General features: G+C 73.6%; 17 protein-coding genes. 5 read left to right on the top strand and 12 right to left on the bottom strand.

The window, feature by feature from the left end; translation table 11 throughout:
* Window positions 1-8: 8 nt before the first annotated feature.
* The 6 genes from phnL to phnG are packed head-to-tail and all read right to left on the bottom strand — an operon-like array spanning window position 9 to window position 4,578.
* The gene (gene phnL, locus Q8W71_RS04940) at window positions 9-713 is read right to left on the bottom strand and encodes a phosphonate C-P lyase system protein PhnL (protein WP_305524221.1); all 705 of its coding nucleotides are present in this window, start codon (window positions 711-713) and stop codon (window positions 9-11) included.
* Window positions 710-1,516 carry a phosphonate C-P lyase system protein PhnK gene (phnK, locus tag Q8W71_RS04935; protein ID WP_305524220.1) on the bottom strand — a complete coding sequence of 269 codons (807 nt, stop codon included), beginning with the start codon at window positions 1,514-1,516 and terminating at the stop codon, window positions 710-712. The genes phnL and phnK overlap by 4 nt, the downstream gene beginning before the upstream one ends.
* Window positions 1,513-2,388 carry an alpha-D-ribose 1-methylphosphonate 5-phosphate C-P-lyase PhnJ gene (locus Q8W71_RS04930; RefSeq protein WP_305524219.1) on the bottom strand — a complete coding sequence of 292 codons (876 nt, stop codon included), beginning with the start codon at window positions 2,386-2,388 and terminating at the stop codon, window positions 1,513-1,515. Before Q8W71_RS04930 ends, phnK begins: the two co-directional genes overlap by 4 nt.
* Window positions 2,385-3,497, bottom strand: coding sequence for a carbon-phosphorus lyase complex subunit (locus Q8W71_RS04925; RefSeq protein ID WP_305524218.1), 1,113 nt, complete (start codon window positions 3,495-3,497; stop codon window positions 2,385-2,387). The genes Q8W71_RS04930 and Q8W71_RS04925 overlap by 4 nt, the downstream gene beginning before the upstream one ends.
* Window positions 3,498-3,502: 5 nt before the next feature.
* Window positions 3,503-4,102 (bottom strand): phosphonate C-P lyase system protein PhnH, encoded by a 600-nt coding sequence (phnH, locus tag Q8W71_RS04920; RefSeq protein ID WP_305524217.1) that lies wholly within the window; start codon window positions 4,100-4,102, stop codon window positions 3,503-3,505.
* Entirely contained in the window at window positions 4,102-4,578 is a 477-nt protein-coding gene (phnG, locus tag Q8W71_RS04915) for a phosphonate C-P lyase system protein PhnG (protein ID WP_305524216.1), read from the bottom strand. Before phnG ends, phnH begins: the two co-directional genes overlap by 1 nt.
* A gap of 72 nt (window positions 4,579-4,650) precedes the next feature.
* Between phnG and phnF the strand changes: the two genes are divergently transcribed.
* Window positions 4,651-5,409, top strand: coding sequence for a phosphonate metabolism transcriptional regulator PhnF (phnF, locus tag Q8W71_RS04910; protein ID WP_305524215.1), 759 nt, complete (start codon window positions 4,651-4,653; stop codon window positions 5,407-5,409).
* 2 nt (window positions 5,410-5,411) lie between these two features.
* Here the strand turns inward: phnF and phnE (Q8W71_RS04905) are convergent, their stop codons facing one another.
* The 6 genes from phnE (Q8W71_RS04905) to Q8W71_RS04880 form a co-directional block, all read right to left on the bottom strand.
* Window positions 5,412-6,272 carry a phosphonate ABC transporter, permease protein PhnE gene (phnE, locus tag Q8W71_RS04905; protein ID WP_305524214.1) on the bottom strand — a complete coding sequence of 287 codons (861 nt, stop codon included), beginning with the start codon at window positions 6,270-6,272 and terminating at the stop codon, window positions 5,412-5,414.
* Window positions 6,269-7,153: a phosphonate ABC transporter, permease protein PhnE gene (phnE, locus tag Q8W71_RS04900; RefSeq protein WP_305524213.1), complete on the bottom strand. Its 885-nt coding sequence runs from the start codon at window positions 7,151-7,153 to the stop codon at window positions 6,269-6,271. The genes phnE (Q8W71_RS04905) and phnE (Q8W71_RS04900) overlap by 4 nt, the downstream gene beginning before the upstream one ends.
* Before the next feature lie 22 nt (window positions 7,154-7,175).
* Window positions 7,176-8,117: a phosphonate ABC transporter substrate-binding protein gene (phnD, locus tag Q8W71_RS04895; RefSeq protein ID WP_305524212.1), complete on the bottom strand. Its 942-nt coding sequence runs from the start codon at window positions 8,115-8,117 to the stop codon at window positions 7,176-7,178.
* Window positions 8,118-8,207: 90 nt separating this feature from the next.
* Window positions 8,208-9,011, bottom strand: coding sequence for a phosphonate ABC transporter ATP-binding protein (phnC, locus tag Q8W71_RS04890; protein WP_305524211.1), 804 nt, complete (start codon window positions 9,009-9,011; stop codon window positions 8,208-8,210).
* Window positions 9,012-9,106: 95 nt separating this feature from the next.
* Entirely contained in the window at window positions 9,107-9,376 is a 270-nt protein-coding gene (locus Q8W71_RS04885) for a hypothetical protein (protein WP_305524210.1), read from the bottom strand.
* A gap of 39 nt (window positions 9,377-9,415) precedes the next feature.
* A complete protein-coding gene (locus Q8W71_RS04880; protein WP_305524209.1) occupies window positions 9,416-9,604 on the bottom strand; it encodes a hypothetical protein in 189 nt (62 codons plus the stop codon).
* A 389-nt stretch (window positions 9,605-9,993) separates the two neighbouring features.
* Here Q8W71_RS04880 and Q8W71_RS04875 point away from each other — a divergent pair, with 389 nt between their 5' ends.
* The 4 genes from Q8W71_RS04875 to hflC all read left to right on the top strand — a co-directional run bounded on the left by Q8W71_RS04875 (window position 9,994) and on the right by hflC (window position 13,372).
* Window positions 9,994-10,215: a hypothetical protein gene (locus Q8W71_RS04875; protein ID WP_305524208.1), complete on the top strand. Its 222-nt coding sequence runs from the start codon at window positions 9,994-9,996 to the stop codon at window positions 10,213-10,215.
* 225 nt (window positions 10,216-10,440) lie between these two features.
* Complete coding sequence (locus Q8W71_RS04870) at window positions 10,441-10,938, top strand: dihydrofolate reductase (protein ID WP_305524207.1); 498 nt, start codon at window positions 10,441-10,443, stop codon at window positions 10,936-10,938.
* A gap of 284 nt (window positions 10,939-11,222) precedes the next feature.
* Entirely contained in the window at window positions 11,223-12,416 is a 1,194-nt protein-coding gene (gene hflK / locus Q8W71_RS04865) for an FtsH protease activity modulator HflK (RefSeq protein WP_305524206.1), read from the top strand.
* A complete protein-coding gene (gene hflC, locus Q8W71_RS04860) occupies window positions 12,413-13,372 on the top strand; it encodes a protease modulator HflC (protein WP_305524205.1) in 960 nt (319 codons plus the stop codon). The genes hflK and hflC overlap by 4 nt, the downstream gene beginning before the upstream one ends.
* The last annotated feature ends 34 nt before the right edge of the window (window positions 13,373-13,406 follow it).

Here is a 13,406-nt window from a genome sequence, read left to right as displayed (position 1 = left end):
TGCCTCCCTCACGCCGCCGCCGCCGGGCGGAAGCCCGCCACGTCGACGATCCGGGTCGCCACGGCCTCGCGCACGTCGGCGTCGTGGAAGATCCCGAGGATCGCCGCCCCGGCCGCCCGCCGCTCGCGGATCAGCTCCACCACCGCGGCGCGGTTGCCCGCGTCGAGGGAGGCGGTCGGCTCGTCGAGCAGCAGCAGCGGGCGCTCGGCGATCAGGCCGCGGGCGATGTTGACCCGCTGCTGCTCGCCCCCCGAGAAGGTCGCCGGCGGCAGCTCCCAGAGCCGCTCGGGCAGGGCGAGGCGCGCGAGCAGGTCGGCGGCGCGGGTGCGCGCCGCCTCCGCCGTCAGGCCGCCCTCGATTCCGGCCGCCTCCACCACCGCGCGGGCGCCGACCCGGGGGATGACCCGCAGGAACTGCGAGACGTAGGCCACCACCCGGCGGCGCAGCGCCAGGATCTCGCGGGGCTCGGCGGTCGCCACGTCCACGACCCGGTCGCCGTCCCGGACCCGGATGGCGCCGCGCGCGCAGCGATAGTTGCCGTAGGCCATCTTCAGGAGCGAGGATTTGCCCGCCCCCGAGGCGCCGCCGAGCACGACGCACTCGCCCGGATCCACCGTGAAGCTCGCGGCGGCGATCACCGGCAGGGTCACGCCCCCGCGCAGGTGCAGGGTGAAGCTCTTGCCCACGTCGTCGAAGGCCAGGACCGGGTTCATGCGGTGAGCACCGAGGCCACGAGGAGCTGGGTGTAGGCGGCCTGGGGGTCGTCGAGCACTTGGTCGGTCAGCCCCGTCTCGATCACCCGGCCGCCGCGCATCACGAGGACCCGGTGGGACAGCAGGCGCGCCACCGCCAGATCGTGGGTGACGATGATCACCGCGAGCCCCAGCTCGGCCACGAGGCCGCGGATCGTGTCGAGGAGGCGGGCCTGGACCGAGACGTCGAGGCCGGAGGTCGGCTCGTCCATCAGCACGAGGCGCGGCGCGGTGACGAGGTTGCGGGCGATCTGGAGCCGCTGGCGCATGCCGCCGGAGAACCGGGTCGGCGGGTCGTCCACCCGGTCGGCGTCGATCTCGACCCGGGCGAGCCAGTCCAGAGCCTCGGCGCGGATCCGGCCGTAATGGCGCGCGCCCACCCCCATCAGGCGCTCGCCGACATTGCCGCCGGCCGAGACCGCCATGCGCAGGCCCTGGGTCGCGTCCTGGCGGACGAAGCCCCAGTCGGTGCGCATCAGGGCGCGGCGCTCGGCGGCCCCGAGGGCGGCCAGCTCGCGGGTGACGCCGTCGCGCATCCGGTAGGAGACGGTGCCGGCATCCGCCGCGATCTCGCCCGCGATCAGGCCGAGCAGGGTCGACTTGCCGGAGCCCGACTCGCCCACCACCGCCAGCACCTCGCCCGGGTGGAGGGTGAAGCCGACGCCGTCGCAGGCGCGGCGCGGGCCGTAGCGCTTGGTCAGGCCGCGCACGTCGAGGAGCGGTCCGCTCACGCCGGTCATCTCGCCGGTGATCTCGCCGGTCATGCCGCCTGCTCCCCCGCATGGCCCGCGGCGCGGCGCGCCTCGCAATGGTCGGTGTCGGAGCAGACGAACATCCGCCCGCCGGCATCGTCCAGCACCACCTCGTCGAGGTAGACGTCCGCCGCCCCGCACAGGGCGCAGGGGCGGTCGAAGCTCTGGACCCGGAACGGGTGATCCTCGAAATCGAGGCTGCGCACCCGCGTGTAGGGCGGCACCGCGTAGATGCGCTTCTCGCGGCCCGCGCCGAAGAGCTGGAGGGCGGGGCAGTCGTCCATCTTCGGGTTGTCGAACTTCGGCGTCGGCGAGGGGTCCATCACGTAGCGGCCGGCCACCTCCACCGGGTAGGCGTAGGTGGTGGCGATGTGGCCGTGGCGGGCGATGTCCTCGTAGAGCTTCACGTGCATCAGCCCGTACTCGCCGAGCGCGTGGAGCTGGCGCGTCTCGGTCTCGCGCGGTTCGAGGAAGCGCAAGGGCTCCGGGATCGGCACCTGATAGACGAGGATCTGATCCTCGGTGAGCGGGGTCTCGGGGATCCGGTGGCGGGTCTGGATCACGCTCGCCTCGCACGTCCGAGTCGTGGTGGCGACGCCCGCGGTGCGGCCGAAGAAGCGGCGGATCGAGACCGCGTTGGTGGTGTCGTCGGCACCCTGGTCGATCACCTTGAGCACGTCCGAGGCCCCCAGGATCGCGGCGGTGACCTGCACGCCGCCGGTGCCCCAGCCGTAGGGCATCGGCATCTCGCGGGCGGCGAAAGGCACCTGATAGCCCGGCACGGCGACCGCCTTGAGGATCGCCCGGCGGATCATCCGCTTGGTGCCCTCGTCGAGGTAGGCGAAGTTGTAGCCGGTCTCCGGCAGGGCGGACGCGGCACTCATTCGGCGGCCTCCCGGATCGGGGCGTCGCCCTGGGCGCGGGCCGCCGCGTGCTCGGCGCGCAGGCGCCGGACCAGCTCCAGCTCCGCCTGGAAGTCGACGTAGTGGGGCAGCTTCAGGTGTTCCACGAAGCCGGTCGCCTGGAGGCTGTCGCAGTGGGCGAGGACGAATTCCTGATCCTGCGCCGGGGCTCCGACCGCCTCGCCGAGTTCGGAGGCCCGCAGGGAGCGGTCGACCAGCGCCATCGCCATGGCCTTGCGCTCGCCCTGGCCGAAGACGAGGCCGTAGCCGCGGGTGAACTGGGGCGGGACGTCGCCGCTGCCGTGGAACTGGTTGACCATCTGGCACTCGGTCAGCGGCACGTCGCCCAGAGGGACGGAGAAGCCCAGTTCCTCGGGCACGAACTCGACCGCCACCGTGCCGCAGCGGATCTCGCCGACGAACGGGTGGGTGCGGCCGTAGCCGCGCTGGGTCGAGTAGCCGAGCGCCAGCACGAAGCCCTCGTCGCCGCGGGCGAGCGCCTGGAGCCGCACCGCCCGGTCGGCCGGAAAATCCACCGCCTCGCGGGTCAGGTCGCCGACCGGCGCCCCCGCCTCCGGCGGCGAGGCTTCGAGCAGCCCGGCCTGACCCAGGATGTCGGTGACCCGCGGGCAGAGGGCGGCGTCGGGGCCGGGCTCGGCCTCCGCGGCGGGCTCGGGCTCGCCCGCGGCGGCGAGCGCGAAGTCGATCAGCCGGTGGGTGTAGTCGAAGGTCGGCCCGAGCACCTGACCGCCCGGCATGTCCTTGAAGGTCGCCGAGACCCGGCGGTCGACCGCCATGGCGCCGGTCTCGACCGGCACGCTCGCGCCGAAGCGCGGCAGGGTGGTGCGGTAGGCGCGCACCAGGAACACCGCCTCGACCACGTCGCCGCGGGCCTGCTTCAGGGCGAGCGCCGCGAGGTCGGGGTCGTAGAGCGAGCCCTCGGCCATCACCCGGTCGACGAGCAGGCTCATCTGCTCGCGGATCTGCGCCACGGTGAGCTCCGGGACGGCCGGGTCGCCCCGGCGCCGCTCGGCCAGCAGCCGGTGGGCGTTGTCGATGGCGGCCTCGCCGCCCTTCACGGCCACGTACATGCGGCTCAGGCCTCCGCCGGCTGGAGGAGCCGCGCCGCGCGCGGCAGCCCGGCGATCCGGCCGGGGGCGGTGAGAATGAGGTCGATCCCGAGCGGGAAGGCCGCGGCGTTCTCCGCGAGCCGCCCCGCCCAGTCCGCCGGCACGGGCCCCGCGTCGATCCGCGCCCGGCCGCGGATGCCGGGTCCCGCGAAGGCCGGGCCGGCCGCGTCGTCGAGGTGCCGCAGGGCGAGGATCAGCGTCGCCGAGCGGTCGGGATAATCCGGCGCCCCGCGCGCGAAGGCCGCGAAGTCCGGGCAGCGGGCCGGGTCGGCGATCAGCGCGAAGGCGGCCTCGGCCGGGTCCGCCGTCAGCGGCGCCCCGGTGTGGAAGCGCAGGAACGCGGCCACGTCGTCCGAGCCGGCGAGCGGCGGGTCGAGCCAGAGCGGCGTGTCGGCATCCGCCAGCGCGAGCGCCAGGGCGGCGAGTTCCGGGCTCAGCGGGGCCGGCGGCGCGAGCGCGGTCGGCAGCGGGCGGACGCGGGCGGGCCGGCTCAGCGCGTCCAGGGCGGCGCGGAACACCGCTTGCGCGTCGTGGACCGGGTCGGCGAAGCCGGGGCGGAGCGCCATCAATCCTCTCCGCGGACCAGGGTGAAGAAGTTGACCCGGGTGGCCGCCGCCCGCCGGGCGCGGGCCCGCGCCGCGCCGGCCCGCCGGTCCGCCACGGCGCCCAGGGCGGCCTCGACCGCGGGGCGGTGCGCGGGGTTCTGCCAGTGCGCGTCGAGGATCGCGGCGAGCCGCGCCTTCGGGCGGTCGCGGCCGAGATGGTAGGCGAAGCCGGTCTCGCCGCCGGGCAGCCGCACCGCAGCCCGGGTCACCGTCGCCTCGCCGAGATTGAAGGCCCGGCCGTCGCCGCCGATCCGCCCGCGGGTCATCACGAGGCCGGTCTCGGGCGCGCGCAGATCCTCGGCCCGGTCGGGCAGCCCGGCGTCACTCAAGGCGGCGCGCAGTTCGGCGAGGGTGGCCGCGCCCGCGAGCGCCATGGCAGCCTGTCGCGCCGCGACCTCTGGCGCCGCGGCACCGGCTGGTGTTTCGCTGCTCGACATCGCGCTGCGATTCCTATTTGTCTAGTGTTGTAGACAACCGGATGTGCGGACGCAAGGGATCCCCGCGACCTGATGACCGACGCCCGCGACACCTCCGTGACGCCCTCCGACCCGCCGCTGCTGCGCGGCGCCGGGCTCACGGCGTGGCGACAGATCGCCGACGCCCTGGCCGACGAGATCGGAAGCGGCGCGCTTTCCGCCGGCAGCCAGCTCCCGACCGAGGCGGCGCTGGCGGCCCGGTTCGGGGTGAACCGGCACACGGTGCGGCGGGCGCTCGCGGCGCTCGCGGAACGCGGCCTCGTGCGGGCGACGCAGGGGCGCGGCACCTTCGTAGAGCGGGGCCAGATCCCCTACCCGATCGGCCGGCGCACGCGCTTCTCCGAGAACATCTCCCGGGCCGGGCGCGAGGCGCGGGGCGAGCTGATCGCGGCGGCCGAGATCCCCGCCGATCCCGAGACGGCGGAGGCGCTGGGCGTCGCGCCGGGCACGCCGGTCGTCGAGATGCTGACCGTGCACCGGGCGGACGGGACGCCGATCTCGACGGCGCGGATCGCCCTGCCGCTGCCGCGGTTCTCCGGCTTCGCGGCGGCCTACGCCCGCCTCGGCTCGATCACCCGCGCCTTCAAGGATTTCGGGGTCGAGGACTACACCCGCCTCTCGACGCGGATCGGCGCGCGTGGCGCCACCCCCGAGGAGGCGGCCCGGCTCGATCTCGCCCCGGGCCGGCCGCTGCTGGCGGTGGCGAGCGTCAACGTCGACCCGGAGGGGCGGCGCATCGAGGCGACGCGCACGCTGTTCGCCGCCGACCGGCTCGAACTCGTGGTGGAATGACGCTACCGCGCCTCGCCGCCGATCAGCGCCCGGCGCAGGCGGCCGGAGACCGCGTCGATCACCGCGACGGTCACGAGGATCATCAGCACGAGGCAGGAGACCTGCTGGAGTTCGAGCACGCGGATCAGCTCGGTGAGGTACTGGCCGATGCCGCCCGCCCCGACGATGCCGATGATCGTGGCCGAGCGGGTGTTCGACTCGAAGAAGTACAGCACTTGGCTGCCCAGCACCGGCAGCACGGCGGGCACGAGGCCGAAGCGCACCCGGTGCAACCCGCCGCCGCCCGCGGCGGTGACGCCCTCCACGGCCTTGCGGTCGGCGGTCTCGACCGCCTCGGAGAACAGCTTGCCGAGCGCTCCGATATCCGAGCAGGCGATGGCGAGCGCCCCCGCGAACGGGCCGAGCCCGACCACGTTGATCCAGATCAGCGCCCAGATCAGCACGTCGACCGACCGCAGCACGTCGAGGCCGCGCCGCACGGCGAAGTGGACGAAGGGGTTCGGCACCACGTTGCGCGCGGCGAGGAACGCGACCGGGAAGGCGAGGAGCGCCGCGGTCAGGGTGCCGAGGAAGGCGATGCCCAGCGTCTCGGCGAGCGCGTGCAGGAAATCCGGGAACCGCCCGCCGGCCGAGGGCGGCAGCATCAGCACCGCGAACGCGCCGAGCCGGCCGAGGCCGTTCAGGATCCGGGCGGCGGAGACGTCGAGGCGCCACAGGGCGAAGGCGGTGAGCCCCGCGAGGCCGAGCAGCACGCCCACGGTCGCGAGTCGGGCGGGCCAGGCGATGCGGAAGGCGTCCGGGTAGCGGGCCCGCAGGGCCGCCACCTCGACCGCGTGCCCGCGGCTGGTATGCCCGCCGCTCATCGCCCGTGCTCCAGGCCGATCAGGTGATGGCGCAGGCGCTCGGTGCCGAGGTCGATCAGCATCACCGTCGCGACGATCATCAGCAGGATCGCGCTCACGTCAGTGTAGTAGAAGTTGCGGATCGCCACGAGCAGCTCCTGCCCGATCCCGCCGGCGCCGACGAAGCCCATCACGCCCGCGCCGCGCACGTTGATCTCGAAGCGCAGCAGCCCGTAGGAGGCGAAGTTCGAGGCGACCTGCGGCAGCACGGCGAAGCGGATCGCCGCGACCCGGGTCGCGCCCGAGGCGACCAGCCCCTCGACCGGCTTCATGTCGATGTTCTCGACGACCTCCGAGAACAGCTTGCCGAGGGCGCCGGCGGTGTGGATCGCGAGCGCCATCACCCCGACCATCGGCCCGAGGCCGAAGGCGATCACGAACAGCAGCGCGAACACGATCTCCGGCACCGTGCGGGCGAATTCCAGGGCGCGCCGGGTCAGGAACCGGCCGGCCCGGGTGCGGGCGAGGTTCTCCGCGGCACCGAAGCAGAGCAGGAACGCCGCGAGCCCGCCGAGCAGCGTGCCGAGATAGGCCATCAGCAGGGTCTCACCCAGCAGCGCCGCCCATTTCGGCAGGCCCCAGTACCACTCGGCGAGGTCGCCGCGCAGGTTGCCCAGGGTGAGGTGGGGCAGGATCCGCCCGAGATAGGCGGTGAAGTTGCCGATGTTCTCGGCGAGCACCAGCGGCCGCACCTCCGCGGCGAAGCCCGCGGCCACCGCCAGGACGGCGATTGCGGCGAGCGTCAGGATCGTCCGCCGCCGCGTGGCCGCGACCGCCCGGGCGTAGGCGCTCTCCAGCGCCGCGGCGCGCCCGGGCGCGAGCGGGACGATCCGCGTGTCCATGCTCACGCTCGGAACCGGCGGATCAGGACTTGCGGCGCTGGTCGTCGTTGAAGCGCAGCATGTCGATGATCGGCTGGTAATCCTTCAGCGTCACCGGCGTGAGGTCGAGGTCCTTGCCGTCCGAGAGCCGGTCGAAGGCGGCCTTGTCGGCCTTGGGCAGGGCGAGGAACGCCGCGCGGATCTTCGCCTTCAGGTCGTCCGGCAGGCTCGCCAGCACGGCGAACGGCCCCTCGGGCAGGAACTCGGACTTGAACACCACCCGGAAGTCGGACTGGCCCATCGGCGTCCCGTCGGGCTTCTTCAGCATGCCCTTGGTCGCCATGCGGGTGACGACGGTGTCGGTCTCGGAGTTCCAGAGGTTGGCCGCGGCGTCCGCGGTGCCCTGCACGAGGGCGAGCACGGCGTTCTCGTGGCTGCCGGCATAGACCGTCTTGCCGAAGAACTTATCGACCTCGATCCCGGCCTTCTGCAGGAAGTAGCGCGGCGCCTGGTTGCCGGAGGTGGAGTTCGGGTCGACCAGGGCGAGGTTCTTGCCCTTCAGGTCTTCGAGCGTCCGGTAGGGGCTGTCGGCGCGCACGTAGAGCACCGAGTGGTAGCCCGAGACGCCGTTCTCGTGCTTCTGGTTGACCACAGGCTCGACCTTCACCCCGGTCATCACCGCGCGGGCGAAGGAGGCGGGGCCGTAGAAGGCGATCTGGATGTTGCCGGCGCGCTGCCCCTCGATCACCGCGGCGTAGTCGTTGGCGACCCGGAGCTTCACCGGCACGCCGAGCGCCTTCGACAGGTACGCGGTGAGCGGCGCGTAGCGGTCGGCCGTGCCGGTCGCGTTCTCGACCGGGATCACGGCGAGCGTCAGCTCGGGAACCTTTACCTTCCAGTCCTGGGCGGCGGCGGGCGCGGCGCGGAGGGGCGCGGCGAGGGCGAGCGCGGCGAGGGCGCCGGCGAACAGACGACGGGTCGGCATCTCGGTCTCCTGTGGTCGTGGGCTCTGAGTCCGTGTTCCGGCGCGCGCTCCTGCGCCGAACCGGACCGATCTCGGCGGAGAGCGCTCCGGTCAGGCGACGAGGGCGGCCCCGACCGGCGGATGCGCCGCTTCGGGCGTCCGGCGGTCCATCACCTCGCCGGCCTCCAGGCCGTAGAGGCGCTGCGCCACGTCCTCGGTCAGGTCGAAGGCGCGTCCGTCGAACACCACGCGCCCGTCCGCCAGCCCGATCAGGCGGTCGCAATAGGCGCGGGCGAGGTCGAGCGAGTGCAGGTTGCACAGCACGGTGATGCCGAGGCGCCTGTTGGCATCGGCCAGTGCGTCCATCACCAGCTTGGTGTTGCGCGGGTCGAGCGAGGCGACCGGCTCGTCCGCGAGGATGATGTCGGGCTCCTGCACCAGGGCGCGGGCGATGGCGACGCGCTGCTGCTGGCCGCCCGAGAGCTGGTCGGCCCGGTTGCCGGCGAACTGGCCCATGTCGAAGCCTTCGAGGGCGGCGAGCGCCAGCGCCCGGTCCTGCGCCGACCAGAGCTTCAGGAGCGCGCGGTGGCTCGGGGCGCGGCTGAGGCGTCCCATCAGGACGTTGGTCAGCACGTCGAGGCGGCCGACGAGGTTGAACTGCTGGAACACCATGGCGCAGCGGGCGCGCCAGCGGCGCAGCGCCCGCCCGCGCAGCCGGGTGACGTCGACCCCGTCGAACAGGATCCGCCCGTCGGTCGGCTCCGCGAGGCGGTTGAGCATGCGCAGGAGGGTGGACTTGCCGGCCCCCGACCGGCCGATCACGCCGACGAAGCTGCCGGGCTCGATCCGCAGGGAGATGCGGTCGACCGCGTGCCGGCTGCCGTACCGGCGCGTCAGATCCTCGACGATCAGCATGCCTTGCGCCCGCCGCCTGTTCCGGGCCGTCATGCCCCCGGATGCGCGACGGTAGGATGACACCCGGTTCGCGCGGCGGCTTCCGGGCCGGCGGCTCACCCGGGAATGGCGTACCCGATCGCGAGCGACACGGCGCCCACGAGCGCGAGAATCAGCGTGACGCGCACGACCCGGGCCCGGCGCGCGGCCCAGGCCCGCTCCTCGGCGGTGTCCGAGAGGTGCATCTCGTCGTCGAAGCCGCGGACGAACGCCTCGAAGCTCGGGTACAGACGCAGCGCCAGCCACACCGCGGCGCAGAGCGCGATAACGGCGACGAAGCCGCCGCCGTATGTGAAGGCATCATCGAGCACGGCGACGGATCGCATATCCCATCCCGCGGCCTCCGGCACGCCCGCTGCGCCGGTTCAGCGCGATCGTGATCGCGCCCCGAGCGCGAACGCGACGCTGGTCGACGCGGTCGCCGCGATGAGCAGCGCGACCTCGGCATCGGCCATGACGAGACCGGACCATCCCGTCGCGGCGGTCCATGCCGTGAACAGGATCATCCCGACCGGCGCGCTGAAGCAGAGCGCCATGAAGGCGACGACGCGCATCCTGTCCCGGCCTCCTCGATCGACGAGGCGGCACCTAAGCAGGCGCGCGGGATCCGCGCGCTGATGTATGTTGGCGCCGCTCCGGCGCATTCCCGACCCGCGCGGCGGCGCGCTTCCCCGCCTCCCGCGGAACCGCCGGCCGGCCCGCACCCGCGTGCGCCGTGACGCTCCGGACGTGCCTGTCCCGGACGAGTTCCCGTGACCCGGAGTGTTCCCGTAACCCGGCCGAGCCCCGTCACGCCGCCGATGCGCGGGGCTCTCGTCCGCGCGCCGGCCCACGGAGGGGCTCTCCCGGGCCGGGTCCCATCGTCCCGTGTCAGTACTCTGCACCGTTGAACAGCCGAGCCATAGTTGCAGCTTATGGTTGAAACTAGCGGAAGGAGGTCGTGATGCAAGCGTCGGAGTGCTGCATCATCCGCGTGGCCATCGCGTCGATCCTGGGCGGCATCGCCGCCTTCGCCGTGCTGTGGCAGCACAGCGCGGTCGCCGCCCTGCTGCTCAGCCCCTTCTTCGGAAGTGCTGCCGCCATCGCGGCGATCACGCTGTTCTGGTTCGTGAGCCTGTTCGTCCCGTGCCAGCCGGTCCCGGAGGAGGCCCGCGCGCGCCTGTAGCGGCGCCCGCAGCCGCGGAGCGGGGGACATCGCGCGACTGTCCGCGGGTCGCGCTTCTCCCCGGGCCGGAACGTCTCTATCCCGGGAGCGGCGCCCCGCGCCCGGTCCGGGGCGCGGGAACAGGCGCGCCGGGCGCGAGGGAGGCAGGATGCCGCGGGAGATCGGTGAGGCCGGGGCCGGGCGCGCGCGACCGGGCGCGGGCGGGTCCGGCCGTGGCGGGGCGCGATGAGGCGCCCGAGCATGATCGCCCTGGTGGCGGCGGTCGCCCGCAACGGCGTGATCGGCCGCGACAACGGCCTCGCGTGGCACCTGTCGAGCGACCTGAAGCGGTTCAAGGCGCTGACGATGGGCCGGCCGATCCTGATGGGCCGGCGCACCTGGGACTCGATCGGCCGGCCGCTGCCGGGGCGGCGCACCCTGGTGCTGACCCGCGACGCGGGCTTCTCCGCTGCGGGCTCGGAGGTCGTCCACGGCTGGGACGCGGCGCTCGCCGCCGCCGCGGACGCGACGCTGATGGTGGTCGGCGGGGCCGAGATCTACGCGCTGGCCCTGCCCGAGGCCGACCGGATCCATCTCACCGAGGTCGAGGCCGAGCCCGCGGGCGACGCGCGCTTTCCCGCCTTCGACCGGGCGAACTTCCGGGAGACCCTGCGCGAGGCGCACCCGGCCGGCCCCCGCGACGCGCACCCGTTCGCCTTCGTCGACCTGGAGCGCATCCGCTGAGCGACCGGGAGCGGGGACCGCCCGGGACGGCGTGGGGCGCGCCGCCGCATTTGCCAACCGGCGCCCGCGTGCCCACCTGCCAGCCTTGACAGCGGGTGGCCCGCGCCCGCAGGTGCCGGGCGGGCGTGGGTTTTCGCGCCGGTTCCCCGGTCTCGCGGCCGGGGCGCCGCCACGGCGAGGCACGCGGCCGGGATGGGGCGGGCGGGTGTCGCCGTTCAGGCAGGGGGCGGACCGGGCACGCGGGTGGCGGACCGGGCGCGGCAGGTCAGGAGACGACGTCTAGGATGCCTTGGAGCAATCAGAGCGGCGGCGGCGGTGGCGGCGGGGGTCCGTGGGGCCGGCCCGGCGGCAACGGCGGCGGCCCGTGGGGCGGCGGGGGCGGGGGCGGCAAGACCCCGCCGAACCTGGAGGATCTGCTGCGCCGCGGCCAGGACCGGTTGCGCGGCCTCATCCCCGGCGGCGGCGGTCCGGGCGGCGGCGGGGGCGGCGGATCCGGGTTCGGAGGCGGCGGCCGCAGCGTCGTCGTGATCGCCGGCCTCGCGGTCGCGGTCTGGCTCGCCACCGGCTTCTACACCGTGGCCCCCAACCAGGTCGGCATCGAGACGATCTTCGGCCGCTACGTCGGCTCGAAGGGCGAGGGCCTGCGCTACAACTTCCCCTATCCGATCGGCGGCGTCGTCAAGCCGAATGTCGGCCAGGTCAACTCGATCCAGATCGGCTTCCGCGCCGGCCCCGGCGGCCAGGGGCGCAACCGCGACGTGCCCGACGAGAGCCTGATGCTCACCGGCGACGAGAACATCGTCGACCTCGACTTCGAGGTGCAGTGGCGCGTCAACCCGCTGAAGGCCTCCGACTTCGTGTTCAACATCCAGAACCCGGAGGGGACGATCAAGGCGATCGCCGAGAGCGCGATGCGCGAGGTGGTCGGCCGCCGCAACATCCAAGCGATCCTCACCAACGAGCAGGCGAGCATCGCCCAGGAGGTGAAGGAGATGGTCCAGACGGCGCTCGACGAGTACGGCGCCGGCGTGCGGATCGAGGTGGTGCAGCTCGTCTCGGTGAACCCGCCGCCGGAGGTGCGCCCGGCCTTCATCGACGTGAACGCCGCCCAGCAGGACGCGGACACCGCCCAGAACGAGGCCAAGACCTACGCGAGCCGCGAGGTGCCGCAGGCCCGCGGCCGGGCCTCACAGATCGTCCAGTCGGCCGAGGCCTACAAGGCGAAGGCCACCGCCGACGCGACCGGCCAGGCCGCCCGCTTCAGCGAGGTCTACGCCTCCTACAAGGAAGCGCCGGCGGTGAGCCGCGAGCGGATCTTCCTGGAGACGATGGAGAAGGTGTTCGGCTCCGTGAACAAGGTGATCATCGACCAGAACGGCGCGCCCGGGGCCGCGAGCGCGGCCGGCGTGGTGCCGGTGCTGCCGCTCGCCGAGTTCGGCGCCCGGGGCCAGGCCCAGACGACGGGAGCGGCGCGATGAAGCAGGCTCTCCGCACCGGCCTCATCGCCGTCGCCGCGATCATCGCCGTCGGCCTCTACGCCTCGGTCTTCACGGTCGGGCAGATGCAGCAGGCGCTGGTCCTCCAGTTCGGCCGCGTCCGCGCCGTCCTCAACGCCACCGGTGAGGACAAGCCCGGCCTCTACTTCAAGATCCCGTTCATCGAGAACGTGGTGATCTTCGACAAGCGCGTCCTCGATCTCGACCTGCCGGTGCAGACGGTGCTGACCGCCGACCGGCAGAACCTGGAGGTCGACGCCTTCGCCCGCTACCGCATCCTCGATCCGCTGCGGTTCTACCAGGCGGTGGGCAATGTCGGGCTGGCCAACCAGCGGCTGGCGAGCTTCACCAACTCGGCCCTGCGCAGCGTTCTGGCCCGCTCGACCCGCGACGCGATCGTCAAGACCGAGCGCGGGCGGCTGATGCACCAGATCCAGGAGGACGTGAACCGGCAGGCCAAGGCGCTCGGCATCGAGATCGTCGACCTGCGCATGACCCGCGTCGACCTGCCCGCGCAGAACTCCGCCGCCGTGTACAAGCGGATGAAGACCGAGCGCGAGCGCGAGGCCGCCGACATCCGCGCCAACGGCGAGCAGGCCGCCGCGACCATCCGCGCCAAGGCGGACCGCGAGGTGACGGTGATCGTCGCCGAGGCGACGCAGACGGCCGAGCAACTGCGCGGCCAGGGCGACGCCGACCGCAACCGCATCCTCGCCGAGGCGTTCGGCAAGGACCCGGACTTCTTCAGCTTCTACCGCTCGATGCAGGCCTACGAGACCGGGCTGAAGGGATCCGACACGCGGCTGGTGATCAGCCCGAACTCGGACTTCTTCCGCTACTTCAGCGACCCGCAGGGCAAGGCGGCGGCGACGCCCGCCTCCCGCGGGCCCGCCCCGGATCCGAGCGCCACCACCGGCTCGACCGGCGCGGCGCGGTGAACTGGCGCGGCCCGCATCCGGGCCGCTTGAACCA

It is taken from the genome of Methylobacterium amylolyticum (assembly GCF_030700245.1).
Taxonomy (GTDB): domain Bacteria; phylum Pseudomonadota; class Alphaproteobacteria; order Rhizobiales; family Beijerinckiaceae; genus Methylobacterium.
This window is presented reverse-complemented; position numbering and strand designations above follow the sequence as displayed.

Excerpts from the sequence above, each read along its gene's own strand:
- Q8W71_RS04885 (WP_305524210.1), bottom strand. The coding sequence starts at position 9,376 with ATGCGATCCGTCGCCGTGCTCGATGATGCCTTCACATACGGCGGCGGC.
- phnK (WP_305524220.1), bottom strand. The coding sequence starts at position 1,516 with ATGACCGGCGAGATCACCGGCGAGATGACCGGCGTGAGCGGACCGCTC.
- phnE (WP_305524213.1), bottom strand. The coding sequence starts at position 7,153 with ATGGACACGCGGATCGTCCCGCTCGCGCCCGGGCGCGCCGCGGCGCTG.
- phnG (WP_305524216.1), bottom strand. The coding sequence starts at position 4,578 with ATGTCGAGCAGCGAAACACCAGCCGGTGCCGCGGCGCCAGAGGTCGCG.
- Q8W71_RS04930 (WP_305524219.1), bottom strand. The coding sequence starts at position 2,388 with ATGAGTGCCGCGTCCGCCCTGCCGGAGACCGGCTACAACTTCGCCTAC.
- phnE (WP_305524214.1), bottom strand. The coding sequence starts at position 6,272 with ATGAGCGGCGGGCATACCAGCCGCGGGCACGCGGTCGAGGTGGCGGCC.
- phnH (WP_305524217.1), bottom strand. The coding sequence starts at position 4,102 with ATGGCGCTCCGCCCCGGCTTCGCCGACCCGGTCCACGACGCGCAAGCG.
- Q8W71_RS04880 (WP_305524209.1), bottom strand. The coding sequence starts at position 9,604 with ATGCGCGTCGTCGCCTTCATGGCGCTCTGCTTCAGCGCGCCGGTCGGG.
- hflC (WP_305524205.1), top strand. The coding sequence starts at position 12,413 with ATGAAGCAGGCTCTCCGCACCGGCCTCATCGCCGTCGCCGCGATCATC.
- phnD (WP_305524212.1), bottom strand. The coding sequence starts at position 8,117 with ATGCCGACCCGTCGTCTGTTCGCCGGCGCCCTCGCCGCGCTCGCCCTC.
- Q8W71_RS04925 (WP_305524218.1), bottom strand. The coding sequence starts at position 3,497 with ATGTACGTGGCCGTGAAGGGCGGCGAGGCCGCCATCGACAACGCCCAC.
- Q8W71_RS04870 (WP_305524207.1), top strand. The coding sequence starts at position 10,441 with ATGAGGCGCCCGAGCATGATCGCCCTGGTGGCGGCGGTCGCCCGCAAC.
- hflK (WP_305524206.1), top strand. The coding sequence starts at position 11,223 with ATGCCTTGGAGCAATCAGAGCGGCGGCGGCGGTGGCGGCGGGGGTCCG.
- Q8W71_RS04875 (WP_305524208.1), top strand. The coding sequence starts at position 9,994 with ATGCAAGCGTCGGAGTGCTGCATCATCCGCGTGGCCATCGCGTCGATC.
- phnC (WP_305524211.1), bottom strand. The coding sequence starts at position 9,011 with ATGCTGATCGTCGAGGATCTGACGCGCCGGTACGGCAGCCGGCACGCG.
- phnL (WP_305524221.1), bottom strand. The coding sequence starts at position 713 with ATGAACCCGGTCCTGGCCTTCGACGACGTGGGCAAGAGCTTCACCCTG.
- phnF (WP_305524215.1), top strand. The coding sequence starts at position 4,651 with ATGACCGACGCCCGCGACACCTCCGTGACGCCCTCCGACCCGCCGCTG.